The organism is Blautia sp. AF34-10, assembly GCF_003477865.1.
Taxonomy (GTDB): Bacteria; Bacillota; Clostridia; order Lachnospirales; family Lachnospiraceae; genus Fusicatenibacter; species Fusicatenibacter saccharivorans.
In genome coordinates, this window is sequence record NZ_QUED01000018.1 from 54,020 (window position 1) to 71,531 (window position 17,512).

The following is a 17,512-nucleotide window of genomic DNA, read 5'->3' on the forward strand; positions in this document are numbered from 1 at the left end:
TATCTTATCAGTTTGCACATATAAAGTCAACGGAGCCGGTGGAGACTTTCCTGCCACCGTTGTGTGTAGTTTAAAATTATCCTGAAGCGAGGAATATCCCCGTCAATGACGAGGATATCTTCGATGCTTGTGTTTAATAATCTGCTTAAAATGAGAAAGTTGTCCAGACTTGGCAGGCACTTGCCGGAAATCCATTTATAGACCGCCTGTGGATTTTCAAAACCCATGGCATTCTGAATGTCTCTCACGGTGTATCCGCTTTCACGAAGAAGGGATTTGATGCGGCTGCCAGTTTCTTTCTGCTGGATTGACAAATAAATTGGTTCCATCCTGCACCTCCATATGTTTAAGCCATCCCGAAACACAGTTTTATCTTATCATCCGGTACTGGAAAAATCCAGTTTTTTCTTCCTGTTTCTACACAACCCGAATGATCTGTTCATACAAAAGGATTTTCTTTTCATCTACATTCCGATTGTCATGTGCTGCAAGATTGTTCCGTCCCTCTTCCATCTCTTCTTCGGATGCAAGCTCCTCTTTCCACCAGCTCAGGTGATTGATCCGGTACGGCTTCCAGCCGCGGTCAAAAATCTCATCTCAACGACTCTCTTGCATATGCGCTTTCCTTTTTACCGGAAGAAGATGTTTAGCTCTCCTGTTTCTTTTCTTCTATCAAATGATGATTCAGCCATTTTCCTGATTTGAACCGGATGGTAAAGAGAATGGACCGCAGGCTCCAGTCTGCCGCCATGCCGATCCAGACGGCGATCGGGCCGAATCCCCATACGCGGCACAGATAAATGCAGAGACTCACACGGCACAGCCACATCGTACAGCAGGACGTGATCATGGAGAATTTTACATCCCCGGCAGCCCGCATGCCGTATCCCGGGACAAACGCCATGACCCAGCAGAGTGGCTTTACAATCGTGATAAAGATCATCATCTGCATGCAGAGCTTTGCACTCTCTGCCTCCATACCGCCGATTATCGTAATCGGTTTTGTCAGCACAAATACCAGCAGACAGCTTGCAACGATAACCACTTCTGACAGCCAGCACAGTTTTTTAATATAGTAGATTGCTTCATCCTTCCGGCCCGCGCCGAGACACTGACCGACTACCGTCATCAGTCCGATGCCGACACCAATCGCAGCGACACCGTTCAGGTTCTCAAGGATGTTCGTCATCGCCTGCGCGGCAATGGCAACCGTGCCAAGTGTGGACACAGTGGACTGAATCGCCAGCTTTCCAAACTGGAACATACTGTTCTCGATTCCCGATGGAATACCGATGAACAGTATTATTTTGATCAAACCAAAGTCCGGCCGAATGGAAAGATACTGCTTCACAAAAATCGGTTTGCTTTCATCCCGAAGCTTCCACAGTACGACAACCGCACAGAAAATACGCGAAATTAAAGTCGAAATCGCGGCTCCTTCGACACCCATATGGAAGCCGAAAATAAGAATGGCATTTCCGCCGATGTTCATAAAGTTGGAAATCACCGAAATCACCATCGGACTGCGGCTGTTGTTCTGCGCCCGCAGAATGGATGCGCCCGCATCGTAAAGACCGATAAACGGGAATGACAGCAGCGTAAACAGGAAATACACCTGTGAATTTTTCATAACATCCGCTTCCACTGCCCCGAAAATCACACGCAGCAGCGGAACACGGAAAATCAGGCAGCCCGCGGATAATGCGACGGACAAAACTGTCATAACAAAAAGCACCTGCTGTGCCGAACGGATTGCTCCATCCCGTTTTTCGCTTCCAATATACTGCGAACAGAGAATCGCTCCTCCTGCCGCCAGCGCAGAAAGCGCCTGAATGACTAAGATATTAATGGAATCCACCAACGAGACTGCCGAAATTGCGGCAGACCCGACATTGCTGACCATCATCGTGTCGACAGTTCCCATCAGGGAAGAAAGTAACTGTTCAATGATGATCGGAATTAAAAGCTTGCGAAGATCCGTGTTACTGTATAAATGAGTTTGTTTTGTTGTAGTTTTCATTGTTTTTACTTCTGCATGACCTCATCTGCCGGATATGCTTTGCCAGCCCTGCCTTTTCCACACCTTTCTTTTTTCTCTCCATTCTATTCCATTTGACGACCCATTGCAATCATTTCGCGAATTTTGCTCTTATCTGATTATTTTTATCAAGCACAACATACTTTTCTATCTCATAATGACTTTTTCAGTCTTTCCAAATCTTCGCTGTCCGGATGTGACAAAGCACGGTCAAAATTCTGAATCAGCAGATCAAGATTGGCCGGATGTTCCAGGTTTTCTTTCATTTTCATATACCGTTCGCGCACAGACTGTGGCATCTTTCCCTGGCACATATACTCACCGATGACCGTATTGCTTGCATCGATCGACTGTTTGACTTGTCCGAGAATCTTTTCAAAATAGGCATCACTTCCGCCAAATCCAGCTGTTCCAAACAGGAAAATCTTTTTATTTTTTAATTTCGACAACAATTCTAATGTCTTTTGGTCCGCATTCCCTTTGTCCGTCCAAAATCCGATATAGCATACGTCGGATTGCGGTACCTGCGAATCGTTTGTGCCAAAATAATCGCATTTGTCCTTTGGCAACGTTTCATAGATTACATCAGCCAGCTTCTTTGTATTACCCGTTAAGCTGCAAAACAGGATCGAATAATGTTCTTTTATCATAGCCCATACACCTCCAGTTCAGGTATTTATGTGGAAAATCCACTTTTTTGTAAATTGTATTATCTCTTCAGATCACATCTCGATTTCGCTTACGCTGCATCCCGATGTTGCTTCTCACTATTTCCTCTCAGGCTTTTAAGTCAAGCGGATATTCGCAATCCGCTTCGCTACTTGCTCATAACCGAATAGCTGCTTTGCAGCTTCAGTTAAACTTAAAAATATTAAGTCCGGTTTCTTCATCATGAACTCTGTCCACTCTTCCGCCAATTACCGTGATGACCATCTCACAGGTTGCACTGACAATCGCTCTGTTCAGGTGTCCTCCAACCACCTCGCCGTTCTGATTTCCGGCGCTCATATGAAGGTGTGCATAATATTCTCCGTCCATTGTATTGATTGTACCTGTCAGTGATGTAATTTCATAATACCCTTGGAAGCTGTTTGCATCATATTTCTTTTTGTCTGTCTTATATACTCCAACTGTGAAATCGTTGATCGCTCCAAGAGCCTGGATACTGGCAAGCTTTATATTCTCCTTTATGGCAATTACCTTCAGCTGCTCCAGTATTTCCTCGTCTTTGTCAATCCTTGCTACTATGACATTGTCAAATTTTCTGTATTCCATTTTGTTCTCCTTTCTCTTTCCGTCTGCCACTTTTCAGATATTTCCTGCAATCATCTCAATATTTGTTCAGGAAATGCTCCCTGTTCGGATACTCCTGCCGATATGCCCGGAGGGCGGCTTCCCGGAGCAGGGTGAATTCTTTTTCCATGTGAAGCAGGCGTGGTGCCTTGAACGCGATCACACTGATCTGTTCGGCGATTTTTTTCGCGATTCCTTCTTCGGACAATTGTCCCATGCCGAATACCAGAGAGGTAAATCCTCTGCCTCCTCTGCTGACCTGAATAAATTTCAGGAATACATTGTACAGTTCATCTGCAAGAATTTTCTGGTATCCCTCATCTGACTGCATGGCTTCCGCCAGGCACAACGTAGAGAGAATCCGGGCTCCCATCTTTCTTCTGTCGCCTCCCGGATCCAGAGAGGTTCCTTCCGCCAGATACTTCAGTTCCATCAGGCATTTGACAAATTCATCCTTCTGGAGCCTGCGTTGTCCGTATCGGGCCGTCCAGAGCCGAGCCCGGTATTCTTCTTCCCAGGCTTCCTCCTCTCCGATATATTCTTTTAAGATCTGCTGCCGTTTTGCCGGATCTGTCTCCTGATAAAAATCTTTGGTCCATGTATGTTCCATCTGTTTTTCCTCATTCTGTCAGTCGGATATTCGCAATCCGCTTCGCTGCTTGCTTGATTGGTTTAAAATAAAGACACGTCTTTACTTACTCTTTCTGCCTGCAAACGCAGTCTTCCTGCTTACATTTCGGAGTGGGAAATCGTCTCTTCTGCGTTCAGGTACTCATCGATGTTGCTGCCGTCTACCTTCTGATATTCTGAAAAATAATACCGGCCTTCTTTCAGGCTTTCCTGGTCAAATTCCTCTCCCTCGAACAGCTCCACTGCCATTTTCGCCATTTTCTTTGCCTGATCCACTCTGTCATTTAGGATGCTGCCCTGCATCTCTCCTGCCTTTACGGCTTCCAGAGCCTCTTCCAGGCCATCAATTCCGAAGATCACCGGCCATTCTTCACGGACATAGCCTGCTTTCCGATAGGCCTCCACAGCCCCAAGTGCCATCTCATCGTTGTTGGACATAACAAGTTCAATCTTTTTTCCGTACTGGCTGATCAGACGGTTCATGCGGTTTTCCGCCTGTCCCCGGTTCCAGTCCGCTAACTGATAACTTAGCTTTTCCAGTATAACATCTTTTTTCATCAGTGTCTTTACGGAATATTCCGTTCTGCTGATGGCATCCTGATGGCCCGCTTCTCCTTCCAGAAGCACATATTGGATCTTTCCGTCCTTGTTTTTATCGACTTCCGGATGGCTGTTGATGTATTCTGCTGCGATCTCACCCTGCATGATCCCGGACTGTTCTGCATCACAGCCCACATAATACAGCTTTTCCCACTGCATCAGGTCTTCTCTTACCGGTTCCCTGTTAAAGAAGATCACAGGAATGTCTTCATTCCTTGCCATTCGGATGATCCGGGACGGAGCTGTCCGGTCCACAAGATTGATACAGAGCACATCACAGCCGGCATCAATCATCTCTTCCACCTTTTCGTTCTGTTCCTGCTGATCGTCGTTTCCGCTTTTTGTCGATACGATAATCCTTCGTTCTTTGTTTTCCATGGCTTTCAGCTGCGCCTTCAGTTCATCCGTCAGTCCATTGATAAAGGATCATCCTGCGTGTAGGTTATCACTCCGACCCGCAGGGTTTTCTCTGTCTGGTCCGACTTGCCGGAACACCCCGACAGCACAAGCACCGCACTCCCTATCGTGGCAGATAATAATACTGCCACCCTTCTTTTCTTTTTATTCATAGGAATATAAAAACCTTTCTAAATCTTCGTCCATAGAGAAATTTTCCTTGCCAAGTACCTGATATTCGGTTATATATCCTTGCATTTTATAAGACCTGTGCTCGATCCTTTTGGTTATTTCTTCCACACTTTTATAGCCGATTTCATATCCGTCCGGCACAGCCAGCCCCTGAATGTTTCCGTTATCCAGAAGTGCAATCGTCTTCAGACTGTAACCCACTCCATAGAGCTCCGCGCCCTCGTATGTTCCATTTTCTGCCTGCTCTCCAAACTCTTCCAATATTCCTTCATCCAGGATGACAAGAGCATCCGCCTCTGTTTCCTTCTTCATCCGCTCCACAATGTCCTGTTCTTTTCTCCGGTAAATACACCAGCTGATCTTGCTTTCGCTGCCTTCCAGCGCCTCGTTCAATCCACAAATCTCCGCCTGTACAGCCTCGGACATTTTCCAGTCGGCGATAATTCCGATCTTCTGCTTTTTTGTTCTCAGCCGTTCTCCCAGCCATCTTCCGATCTCCCGGTAATCCGGCTGGATCGTGGGACTGGCAGTTTTCCCTTCTTTTACCGCCAGACCATCTGCAATCAGCAGATACGGTTTATTTCCACACTCTTTTTTCAGCATATTTTCCGTCTCATGACCGGGTGCCGGATATATGATAAAGCCATCAATATCGTTGTCCTTCTGTTCCCTGATAAATTCTCTTTCCGCCTCCGGCCCGTCGATCTCTTCCGTATTGCAGATGATCATATGAACGTTGTTCTCTGCCGCAGCCTGCTTCATTCCCTTGATCAGGGCATCCCAGCGTTTGTCACCGGACTCCGGAAGAATCACCGCAATCCGGGGCTCTGCTACGTTCTGATCGAAAATTTTCCATACAAAGAATACTGCCAGCAGCAGCAAAAGAAACTCAATTATAAGAAATTTCATTCTGTTCTTTTTCATCCGCCCGGTCTCCTCTGTATGTATTTTTGTAATTCCAATGCTTCTGCGTTTTCCGGTGTATATGGGATTGCCGGAATACGGATCGTAACCCTTGTTCCTTCGTCCGGTTCGCTTTCTATGGAAAGTCCGTATTCTTCGCCAAACATCAGCCGGATTCTGGAATGCACATTGATCACACCCACACCGGAACCATGCTTCGGAACCTTGCTGTTATCCGTCAGAATATTTTCCAGGACTTCTTCCCGCATGCCCATCCCATTGTCTTCGATGGTGATCAGAATGTCCTCGTCTTTCTTTTTTCCGCTGACGATGATCATGCCGCCATCATCCTCATCCATATTGCCAACGCCATAATAGATGGCATTTTCCAGGATAGGCTGGATCACCAGCTTTACAATGCAGTAGTTTTCAATCTCTTCCTCAATCCGGAATTCTGTTTTAAACCGCTCTTTGTACCGGGCCAGCTGGATATTCATATAGCTTCTGCTGTGCTGCAGCTCATCCTTAATGGGAATGATGGTCTTACCCCGTGACAGACTGACACGAAGTAATTTTGCCAGTTCGGAAATCATACGAACCGCTGCTTCATTTTCCTGGGCTTCCACCATCCATGTGATGGACTCCAGTGTATTATACAGAAAATGGGGGTTGATCTGGCTTTGCAGGGCATCCAGTTCACTTTTTCTTCGTTCATTTTGCTGCCGGATGATCTCGTCCATCAGTTTTTCGATCTGTTCATAGGACTTCTGCACAGAATGTCCCAAATGGCGGATCTCCGAGGAGCCGCCGATATAGATATCCGGTTTTCCTCCTGCCTCGTGGGCCTTGACGGAAGCATCCAGCTCCCGGATCGGTTTGGATATCTTCCGGGAAACCAGCTGGTTTCCCTCCAAAAGCATGACCAGAAGAACCAGAACAGTAGCAAATACATAGTAACGGAAGTTCTTGTAGTTTGCCGCCTGCACACTCTCCGGCACAACACCGATCATCTTCCAGCCTGTATAGGCTACGCTGCCGACGATCACGGTCTCGTTCTGACCGCCGGAACGGATCTCGTAGGTTCCGTCCTCGTATTTTGCCGCGTCCAGACTGTTTTCTTCAAATAATCCGCGGTTTAACTCCGTTCCCCGTGGATGATAGATCATCTCTCCGTCCTGACTGGTCAGATAATAGTAGATTCCGCCGGAACAGTCATTGATCTGTTTCATCACGTCCCTGATCACAGAATATTTCATATCCAGCAAAAGAATACCGGTTTCCGGTGTCTCTCCCTTGTTGACATCTACATACCTGCTCAGGGAAACAACCCATTGGTACCGATAGGATCCATCCTCAAACAGCTCCTGGATATGCGGTGTGGAAAAGTGTATATTTTCAATGGCATCTTCCGCATTTTTGTACCATTCCTGTGTCTGCACCTTCACGTTTTTCTTTTCTGCCGCCACCGGCTCCGATGCGATCAGATTTCCTTTGGGATCATACAACGCCAGGCTCTGAATCTTATCGGAATTGGTCTCATAGAGCAGACTGAACTGCTCCGAGAATTCCCGGCTGGATATATCAAACTGCTGGACTACGTTGTAGTTTGCCCCGTTCAGGATCTGCCGGATATCCAGCAGATCTGCATTTAACCGGTCTACGGTAGCCTCCACGGTAGCTTCCGTGTTGTCTACCGCTGTTTTTTCCAGAGCCAGCTTGAATCGATGGTAAAGCAGCAATCCCATTACAATGATCGTAACCAGTGAAATCGCCATAAGGACAGACAGGATGATCGACTGTATATTAAATACGATATTCTTCCGGGAATCCGGCTTTCTTTTTCTATCTTTCATGTATTTTCCCTTTCACCTGTTCCCTCTTTTCTGCCTGATGTACTCTCGGAGTCTTTCTGTGCTTGTTCTTTCTGCTTTCCGTCTTTTTATTTTCCGGAAGCTCTGTATTTGGAAGGGGAAACACCGAATTTCTTTTTGAATACATAGCTGAAGTAGTTCGCATCCTGATATCCCACTTTTTCTGCGATCTTATAACTTTTTTCATCGGTGTTCAGCACCATTTCTTCTGCCCTGTCCATTCGGTAATCGGTAAGATAGGAAACAAAAGACTGACCGGTTTCCTTTTTAAAGATGGACGAAAAGTAAGAATTGGACACCCCAAGATCTGCGCACACATCATCCAGCGAGAGCGCCGGTTCCATATATCTGTCTTTTACGATGTTCTGCGCATCGGTGATGATCCGTCTGGAGGTACTGTTTCTGGTACTTCTCAGTTTTTCGCTGATCGCCATAGACATATTGATGATCCAGTTTGTCATAGAGCTTTCATCCAGCTGAGTCACTCTTTCGTAAAGATTCTGTACATTTCCGGAAATTTCATTGAAATCCATGGAATTATTGGCACAAAATTTGAAAAAGCCGCTGACAATCTCCATGGTGGCCAGATTGTACTGGCTGATGGTGGCTGCATTCTTATGGAGCTTTTCTGTCTCTTTGATGGCTTCTTTCCGGATCTTTTCCTGATCCCCTACATGGATAGCACGAAACAGCTCCTGCATCTTTGTTTCTTCTAAGGGAACCGCCTTTTTTGACTCTTTGGGAACAATCTCTGCGATATTGATGGCTCGTTTCGTTCCGTACAGGACACGGTAGGATACCGCCTCTCTGGCTCCCTCGTAGGAAATACTGATATCGTACAGATTGTTGCAGACGGTTCCGACCCCTGCGGTAACCGCCGCTCCCATAATTCTCCATGCCCAGCGGCAGAACCGGTCACACTTGTCCGTCAATTGAGCTATCTCATCTTCTGAATGGAGTTCCATAATCAGAATGGTATTACCCATATAGATGAACTCCTGACAATTACAGTTCTCCATCAGCCGCTGTTTGATCTCACGTTCCACGGACATGGATAACAATAAGGGATTCATGCCCTCCGGCACATCATTTTCCGAGGTATGAAAAATCATGCAGCAAAACAAAGGTCCCTTCATATCCACCCGATAGTCCAAAAGGAATCGTTCATAATCCTCTTCTCTGACCCTTCCCTCGATCAGGGAAATAAAGAAATTGGACTGCAGCTTTGGTAATACCTCCTGGAAATAGTCTTCCAGTTTTTTTACATTTAACTTTTCTTCCCGTTCCCTGTCCAGTGTGGTTTTCAGCTTCATCAGGCTTTCTGACAGTTCGGTGGCGCTGATGGGTTTCAGCATATATTCCTTGATCTCCAGATGGACGGCCTCTTTCGCATATTCAAATTCGTCAAAACCGGTGCAAAGCATAATGTAAATATTGGGATAGTCCTGGTTCAGTTTTCTTGCCAGCTCCAGCCCATCCATGTAAGGCATTTTAATGTCCGTCAGTACCACATCCGGCTGAAGTTTTTCCACCAGCTCCAAGGCCTTCACACCGTTGGTGGCACTTCCCACTACGTCAAATCCCAGATCATTCCAACGGATCTTTTTTTTCATAACCTCGATGACCTCTACTTCATCATCGACAAGAATCACTTTATATTGTTCCATCCTTATCCTCCTGTTTTCCGGAGCATATTATTGTTCCTTCATTATAGCAGAAGATTGCTCTCTATTGAATGAATAGTTACAAAAATTTGCCAAAACAGAATAAAAGACCGCCCTGGTCATCCATCGGACGACCGGGCTGTCTTATATTCTATCGGTTTATGAATATTTCATTATTTTTTCTGTACATATTTCAGACAGTCAAGTGTTACGGCTGCCAGAATAATGATACCTTCGAAGATGAACTGAAGGTTGGTATCAATACCCAGAATCGTCAGGGCGTATGTCAGGGAGGTAAAGATCAGTACACCGGTTACAACTCCGGAAATCTTACCGATACCACCGGTAAAGGATACGCCACCAACTACGCAGGCTGCGATGGCATCCATATCCCATCCCTGTCCGTAAGCTGCACTACCGGAACCAACCATACGGTTACATTCCAGCCAGGAACCGAAGCCATACAGGATACCTGCCAGCATAAATGCTCCCATTGTTACTTTAAATACAGAGATACCGGATACTGCTGCCGCTTCCGGGTTTCCACCTACCGCATACAGGTTTTTGCCAAAAGTTGTTTTGTTCCAGATAAACCATACAATGGCAACTGCTGCAACAGCCCACAGAATGATGGTCGGGAATTTTCCGATCTGCGGAATGAAAGTATTCGGGATGGCAGAATCAATCGCACCGAAGGATACACCCTTGGTCGCATAGGTAACCAGACCGAAGATGATCAGCATGTTCGCCATGGTAGAGATAAACGGATGCATTTTGAATCTCGCCATGAAGAATCCGGCAATCATGGCAAATGCTGTCGTAAGGATTACACACATTAACAGTGCAAACAGTGCTTTCGCTGTAGCAGGCATAGCGGAGAAGTCAAATACATGTCCGAATACGGCACCTGTATTGATTCCGTTATGCATGATGATGGTTGCTGTAACCATACCCATACCAACCATACGTCCCACGGAAAGGTCGGTACCTGTTAACAGGATCAGACCGGCAACACCAAGTGCAAGGAACATACGCGGGGATGCCTGCTGTAAGATATTCAGGATGTTGGTAACAGTCAGCAGCTGTGTATTTTTAACGATCGGTGTGATGATACACAGTGCGATGAAGATCAGAATGATTACAATATACAGACCGTTTTTGTACAGGAACTGAGATAAATCGAAGGTATATCTGTAATTTTCCAGTTTCTGTATTCTCTGCTGCGGGAATGTAAATTTGGAAGCCCGCAACAGGTCGATCAGGTGATATTTATGCATGAATGCTTCATGTCTTCTGTCCTTGATCTCCTGAAGCTTCGATTCGTGAGCCATCTGTGCATCAAACAATTTATTTTTGAGCACATATTTCTCAGCCTTAATCTCTTCTGCACCCTTCAGAGAAGCAACCTTTTTCTGATGCTCGCTCTTTAGATCTGCTTTGACCTTCTCATATCTGCTGTTTTCTTCTGCTTTTGCAGCTTTGCAGCTTTTGTTTACTACGTCGTAATAATCCTTTTTGTAATGCGCAGCCAGATAGCTTTCTGCCTCTGTGATCAGCTTTTTGATTTCTTCTTTGTTGTCTGCTTCTACTTTTTTTGCATTTTCCAGCTCTTTTTTGCTGTTTTCAATGATCTTATCTCTCTGTGTTGCGGATAAGTTCTTGTTTTCTTTTGCGATCGCGATCTGTTTTTTCAGATCGCTCACTTTGTCAAAGCCGTCTGCACGTAATGCATCGATTTTTTTCTGGATTTCTTCCACATATTCATCGATCGGCTTCAAAAGCTTTGCTTCTTCTTCCGACGAAATAATAACGCTGTTTTCTGCCATTTCCAATTTTCCTCCTGTTACAGGTATTTAGCACTGAGTCTCAATAATTCTTCCTGGTTTGTTTCTTTGGTATTTACGATTCCGGCCAGACGTCCGTTAGACATAACACCGATTCGGTTGGTAATACCAAGAATCTCCGGCATTTCGGAAGAAACAACGATGATTGTTTTTCCCTGTTTCGCCATATTGATAATCAGTTCATAAATTTCATATTTTGCTCCAACATCAATTCCTCGTGTCGGGTCATCCATCATGAATACGCTCGGTGAACGCTCCAGCCATTTACCAAAGATGACCTTCTGCTGATTACCACCGGAAAGGTTGGCGATCATATCATCCGGTCCCATACATTTTGTATGCATGATCTTGATTTCTTCAGCCGTTGCACGCACCATCTTGTCATGCGATAATGCGACTCCGCTCTTATAATGCTTCATGTTTGCAATGGTAGTATTGAATGTAATATCGCCCTTCAGGAACAGACCATTGGCTTTTCTTTCCTCTGTAATCAGAGCAAATCCGTGATCCATAGCATCCTTCGGGGAGGAGAAGTTCAGTACTTTTCCATCATATACGATATTTCCTTCTGCTTTTGTACGAATTCCGAAGATTGTCTCCAGAAGTTCCGTACGACCGGCACCAACCAGACCATAGAATCCGAAAATTTCTCCTTTTTGATATCAAAAGAGATGTTCTGCAGTTTCGGTGCATATTTTGTTGATATATTCTGTACGGAAAGAATCGTTTCTCCCGGTGTATTGTCTACAGGCGGAAATCTGTTGTCCAGAGAACGTCCAACCATGGCGGCGATCAGTTCGTTCATATCCGTTTCTTTACTTGGCTTGGTCATGACCAGACTACCGTCTCGCAGTACGGATATTTCGTCACAGATTTCAAATATTTCATCCATTTTATGTGAAATGTAGATCAGAGCAATTCCCTGTGCCTTCAGCTGACGCATCATCTTAAAGAGTTTTTCAACCTCCGGTGCAGTCAGGGATGATGTAGGTTCATCCAGTACAATGACTTTTGAATGATAGGAAATCGCTTTTGCGATCTCACACATCTGCCTCTGAGATACAGACATTTTCTTCATTGGCTGCGTCAGATCAACTGTAATTCCCAGCTTTCTGAACAGGTCTGATGTTTCTTTTTTCATTCTTCCTTCGTCGATCACTCCAACGGAATTCTTTGGGTATCTTCCAAGGAACATGTTATCTACAACACTTCTTTCAAGACACTGGTTCAACTCCTGGTGTACCATCGCCACTCCGTTTTCCAGTGCATCCTTCGGACCGGAAAAATTTACTTCTTTTCCGTCCAGTACGATGGTTCCTTCATCTTTCTGATAGGTTCCAAAGAGGCATTTCATCATTGTCGATTTTCCGGCACCGTTTTCACCCATCAGTCCCATAATGGTTCCAGGTTTGACATTCATGCTGATATGTTTCAGAACCTTATTTCTACCGAACGATTTGCTCATGCCGTTAATCGATAAGATATATTTATTCTTATCATCTGTCATAGCTGCGCTTCCTTTTCTTAATAAAGAAGGGTATCATTGCTGACACCCCTCTATAATTTCATTCATTTACGGTAACAATTCAGAGACCTCATCTCGATTTCGCATGGCTCCGAATCGTTACCATTTACACTCTTATTCTGTCTCAAATTATTTGGAGAGAAGTGATGTATATGCTGCTGCATTATCGGTCTTAACCATGTTAATTGCAAAAGCATCATACTCGCTCGGGTTTCCAAGACGGTTTGTGATATTGGACTCTGTCTGTCCGTCTCCACCGATGTAATCTATCTTCAGGTTCAGCAGATCATCATATTTCTCCAGCAGTGGCTGATAGGTAGAGCTCAGGAAGTTATCCGATGCGTTGTAGATATTCAGCCATACTTTTTTGGATGGGCTCTTGCTTTCATCCAGCTGTTTTGCAACTTTATCGTAAACTTTTGTGGAATCTGTGAAATCGTTATAGTTATCGGCTGTTACAGCAATATTTAATGCGTAGTAAGATCTCTCTTCTTCGCTGTATCTGTAATCTTCACCCTCTGTCAGGCAGTTGCCGGCTTCATCTGCTGTACCGATACCGGTATCAATGTCTACACCGTCCAGTGCGTTACGCAGAACTCTCAGTGTCAGGTAAGCCTGAACGTCTGCATGCTGAGAAATTGTTCCGCCGTATCCTTCAGCGATTGCTGCTACAGCATCGCTGTTTGCATCGTAACCGAAGGTAGGAACTTTATTATCTTTTGCCCATGCGTTGAACATAGACATTCCCATACCATCGTTATTGGAAACTACAACATCGATCTGATCACCGAAGGAAGCTGTCCATGTTCCGATCGCGTTACCAGCTGTTGCAGCATCCCATGTTGCACCTGCTGAGTTTTTCATTTCCTGAGAAGCCAGCTCACGGATGGTATATGTTTTTCCGTCTACATCCAGAGTTGCATCCTGCACAACCTTTGCTTTTCCATCTACGTTTGTTCCGGCTGGTGTAGAATCTACTCCGCCGTCTGCATCTACACCTGTTCCAAGTGCGGAACGAACACCACGTGTACGAGCGATAGAATCGTTATGTCCGATATCACCGATTGCCAGAACATATCCGATTACGCCGTCACCGTTTCTGTCGATCGTGTCTGCGTTTTTCTTGATGTAATCCAGAACCATCTGTCCCTGCAGCTCAGCACCCTGATTTGCATCGAAACCTACATAATAAGTATTTCCGTTGAAGTTCAGAGCATCTTTGTCCAGTTCGCCGGTAGCACTGCTGGATGGCTGACGGTTGAACCAGCACAGAGGTTTGTCCTTGTTTTCTACGCTTCCGCCCGTTGATGCCGTAGAATCTGCTGTTTCTGTTTTCTGGGTAGAATCTTTAGACTCTGATGTGGATCCTCCACAACCAGCCATGGATACTGCCATAGCTACTGCCATAATTGCTGCTAATGCTTTTCTTTTCATTTTTATTCCTCCCGTTTGGTGATTTTGCTAGATTCGCTTCGTTCCTAGCTGATGAATTCATTATAATCACAAGAGGACTGAAAAAAAATAGAATATTTTTGGATTAGTTATTGAAATTTTTGGTTATTTCTTGTCGTAATTCCCCAAAACTCCAAGAATCATGCAAAAAAGCAGTCCCACAGAGCGCAAATTACTGCATGACAGATTTTCGTCGTACCTCGGGTACGCCTTCCAATCTGTTTCCTGTAGTTTGCGTTCTGCAGCACTGCTTTTTTTGTATTATTTCTTACTTATGCTTTAAGTGGGGTAAGAGCTCTAAAATCCTCTTGCAGGCGAGACTGCATCAGCTTTCTGACGTTTTAGCATCTTTATATTTTCGCATCAGAATCATATAGCTTATGATCAGTAAAACAGCTGCACTGCTCCATGCACAGATCTCGGCATAGTATATTCCCTCTTCGCCGATCCATTTCGGCAGCAGCAGCGCAACGCTGACACGCATCACAAATTCCGCAATGCCGCTGGCAAGCGGAATCAAAGTATTGCCCAGCCCCTGGATCGCGGAACGATACACATGCAGCAAATACAGTATCCACAAAAAGACAGCCATGATAAACAAATACTTATATGCAATATCTAACACCTGTCGGATCTGCTCCGGTTCACCGGATACAAACAGAGACAATATATTACGCCCAATCAGCACCATCATACCGGAAATGAAAACAGAAGTGAGCACTGCCATATAGGTACCGCTGCGCACACCTTTTCGGATTCTCTGATATTTCTTTGCGCCAAGATTCTGCCCTACATACGTTGTAATCGCATATCCATAGGAAACGGCTGCCATCTCCAAAATTCCATACAGCTTGTTCGTTGCCGTAAATCCGGCTACAAACAGAAAGCCAAAGCCATTGATCACATACTGCACCGTAAGTCCTCCCACAGAAATGATCACGTTCTGTATGGCAAGAGGAGTCCCCAGCTTCAAAAGCCGCAGACTCATAGACGGCTGCCTGTAAAAATCCTCCTTTTCCAGTCGGATATCCTGATTTTCCGTAATACAAGCAGACAGTACAAGGCTGAAAATCCCTGTGCAATAACGGTCGCTATGGCTGCTCCGGCTACGCCCCAGCCAAAAACTGCCACAAACAGCAGGTCAAGTCCCACATTGATCACTGCTGCCACGGTCATTGCAATCAATGGAGATCTGCTGTTTCCAAGTGCCCTCAGGATCGCCGCAAAGATATTATAGGCAGCTATAATCGGGACTCCCGCAAAAATCAGCCGTAAATATAGCATCGTCAGATCAATAACATTATCCGGTGTCTGCAAAAATAAAAGAACGTGATAAACTGCTCCTTCACTTACTGCGAGTACAATCACAGACAGTAATGCTGTCATAATATAGCTTTTCGCCACCGCACATTTCAGATTTTCCTTTTCCCCTGCTCCATAGTACTGCGATACAAGAATCGAAAAGCCCTGTGTGATACCTGTCATGATGCCCAGCACCAGCCAGACCAGCCAGTCTCCGGCGCCTACTGCCGCCAACGCTTCTACTCCTACCACCTGGCCAACAATCATGGTGTCCGCCATCGTATAAAACTGCTGGAAAATATTTCCGAGCATCAGTGGTATGGCAAACGTTATGATCAGTTTTCCGGGGGATCCCGCAGTCATATTCTTTTCATTTGTTCCCATAAGATTAAGAAGCTCCTTTTCTCTCTTTCTCCTCCTGCCGCTATTTTACAGGGGACCCTTGCGAAACACAATTCTATTTTTTCACAAAGTTTTTCCGATATTTTTGGTGGCTATTACTTTCTTTTGAGGTAAAAAGAGATTTTCGTTGGTTTTCCATTACAGAGTATGAAAAAGAAGCAGCGTATTTGAGACGCAGACATAATATGCATCCAATTACGTATCGGATTCTACATCTTAATTCCGCAGTATTCCCATGTCACTGTATCGAGCAAGAGGAACTCCTCTGTTCCAATCGGCTTTCCATCTCTGTAAGTTGAAAACACATCCGTGCTAATCAGATTTCCCTCTTTCGTAATTGCATCCATAGGTGTATGACCTACAACCTGCAACAACTTACGTGGCTTATATAATCTCATTTTTGAATGCTGTGGTCTCAGCCAGATCGGCGATGCATCATTCCACATCTCGATTCTTCCGAGCTGATTAATCGTCTCTAGCACAGCATCCACATCATTATATTTTGCTCGCGGAACATATTCCTCTACAAAGAAATTCAGTACGCCTCCATGAGAAAAGAGAACATTGTCTATTCTCTGAACATATTTAATGGGATTATCTTCTGGAACAGCCTCTCGCAAATCCAACAACTTTCTTTGCACTGTCATTGAAGCCATGGAGCTATAACCGCTCTCCAGACAATGCCACAGATAACTCAAATCGTGATTCCCATAGCACCAGGCTGTTTCCGGAAATGCTTTTGCAAACCGAACAGCCTCATCATAAGTTTCTTCATAAAGTCCGACATTATATTGCTTGTCCCAATCATCAGGGATGTCCATCAGACATACCGCTCGATCGGCAATTCCCTGATGCATAAGAGCTGTAGCCTGTTTAAACATCTGCGGTTTAAGATGAACATCAGGAATTACTAATATCTTCATACCATCATACCTTCTTATACTATTCTACTGGATATATCACCCTTTGTCCGGATATCTTCCAACTGATACCGCATTTGCAATGTCTTAATCCAATGAACTGCTGTTTCATAGCACCACCACAGACAGGATTTCCGAGAAATAGTTGCAGCGGCTCGCAATCTTTTTCATAATTTTATATACTGGCAGACGACAGGTGGCAAAAAGAACCGGTCTTCTCATAAATGCCGATTCCCTGGATTTGACACTCCCCACAGCTAAAGCAGGGGGATTCTTGTTTCTTCCACCACTGCATTGACGAATACCTTACGGTACTGCAATGTCTTACACAGTGTCCACAAGCTATGTTTATCCTGTTCCCGTATGCCCTACGGTACAGCTTTTCATCTTTATGCAGACTGCATCTGCAGTGCTTTTTTCAGAATATTAATGCCTGCATTCGTATCCCGGTCATGAACTGCATGGCATTTCGGGCACTCC

12 protein-coding genes and 2 pseudogenes are annotated in these 17,512 nt (G+C 45.0%); all 14 read right to left on the reverse strand.

Annotated elements, in window-relative coordinates:
- Positions 1-26: 26 nt before the first annotated feature.
- The gene (locus DWZ60_RS11670) at positions 27-329 is read right to left on the reverse strand and encodes a helix-turn-helix domain-containing protein (protein WP_055220202.1); all 303 of its coding nucleotides are present in this window, start codon (positions 327-329) and stop codon (positions 27-29) included.
- 317 nt (positions 330-646) lie between these two features.
- Entirely contained in the window at positions 647-2,020 is a 1,374-nt protein-coding gene (locus DWZ60_RS11675) for an MATE family efflux transporter (protein WP_119221665.1), read from the reverse strand.
- A 170-nt stretch (positions 2,021-2,190) separates the two neighbouring features.
- Positions 2,191-2,688, reverse strand: coding sequence for a flavodoxin family protein BilS (bilS, locus tag DWZ60_RS11680; protein ID WP_119221666.1), 498 nt, complete (start codon positions 2,686-2,688; stop codon positions 2,191-2,193).
- Between the two features lie 202 nt (positions 2,689-2,890).
- Complete coding sequence (locus tag DWZ60_RS11685; RefSeq protein WP_117801656.1) at positions 2,891-3,313, reverse strand: PPC domain-containing DNA-binding protein; 423 nt, start codon at positions 3,311-3,313, stop codon at positions 2,891-2,893.
- Positions 3,314-3,368: 55 nt separating this feature from the next.
- Positions 3,369-3,941: a DUF6553 family protein gene (locus DWZ60_RS11690; protein ID WP_055228551.1), complete on the reverse strand. Its 573-nt coding sequence runs from the start codon at positions 3,939-3,941 to the stop codon at positions 3,369-3,371.
- Between the two features lie 119 nt (positions 3,942-4,060).
- Positions 4,061-4,939, reverse strand: a complete 879-nt coding sequence (locus tag DWZ60_RS11695) for a galactose ABC transporter substrate-binding protein (RefSeq protein ID WP_243038313.1) — start codon at positions 4,937-4,939, stop codon at positions 4,061-4,063.
- Positions 4,940-5,122: 183 nt separating this feature from the next.
- The gene (locus DWZ60_RS11700; RefSeq protein WP_117510114.1) at positions 5,123-6,073 is read right to left on the reverse strand and encodes a substrate-binding domain-containing protein; all 951 of its coding nucleotides are present in this window, start codon (positions 6,071-6,073) and stop codon (positions 5,123-5,125) included.
- A complete protein-coding gene (locus DWZ60_RS11705; RefSeq protein WP_119221667.1) occupies positions 6,070-7,905 on the reverse strand; it encodes a cache domain-containing sensor histidine kinase in 1,836 nt (611 codons plus the stop codon). Before DWZ60_RS11705 ends, DWZ60_RS11700 begins: the two co-directional genes overlap by 4 nt.
- A gap of 86 nt (positions 7,906-7,991) precedes the next feature.
- Positions 7,992-9,590, reverse strand: a complete 1,599-nt coding sequence (locus tag DWZ60_RS11710) for a response regulator (RefSeq protein ID WP_119221668.1) — start codon at positions 9,588-9,590, stop codon at positions 7,992-7,994.
- Positions 9,591-9,760: 170 nt separating this feature from the next.
- Positions 9,761-11,413, reverse strand: coding sequence for a galactose/methyl galactoside ABC transporter permease MglC (locus DWZ60_RS11715; protein WP_119221669.1), 1,653 nt, complete (start codon positions 11,411-11,413; stop codon positions 9,761-9,763).
- A gap of 17 nt (positions 11,414-11,430) precedes the next feature.
- Positions 11,431-12,938, reverse strand: a pseudogene (locus DWZ60_RS20850) (sugar ABC transporter ATP-binding protein).
- Between the two features lie 147 nt (positions 12,939-13,085).
- A complete protein-coding gene (locus tag DWZ60_RS11725) occupies positions 13,086-14,390 on the reverse strand; it encodes a substrate-binding domain-containing protein (RefSeq protein ID WP_119221670.1) in 1,305 nt (434 codons plus the stop codon).
- A 343-nt stretch (positions 14,391-14,733) separates the two neighbouring features.
- Positions 14,734-16,094, reverse strand: a pseudogene (locus DWZ60_RS20855) (MATE family efflux transporter).
- A gap of 227 nt (positions 16,095-16,321) precedes the next feature.
- On the reverse strand, positions 16,322-17,035 hold the full coding sequence (locus DWZ60_RS11735) for a metallophosphoesterase (RefSeq protein WP_117510120.1): 714 nt from the start codon (positions 17,033-17,035) through the stop codon (positions 16,322-16,324).
- Between the last annotated feature and the right edge of the window lie 477 nt (positions 17,036-17,512).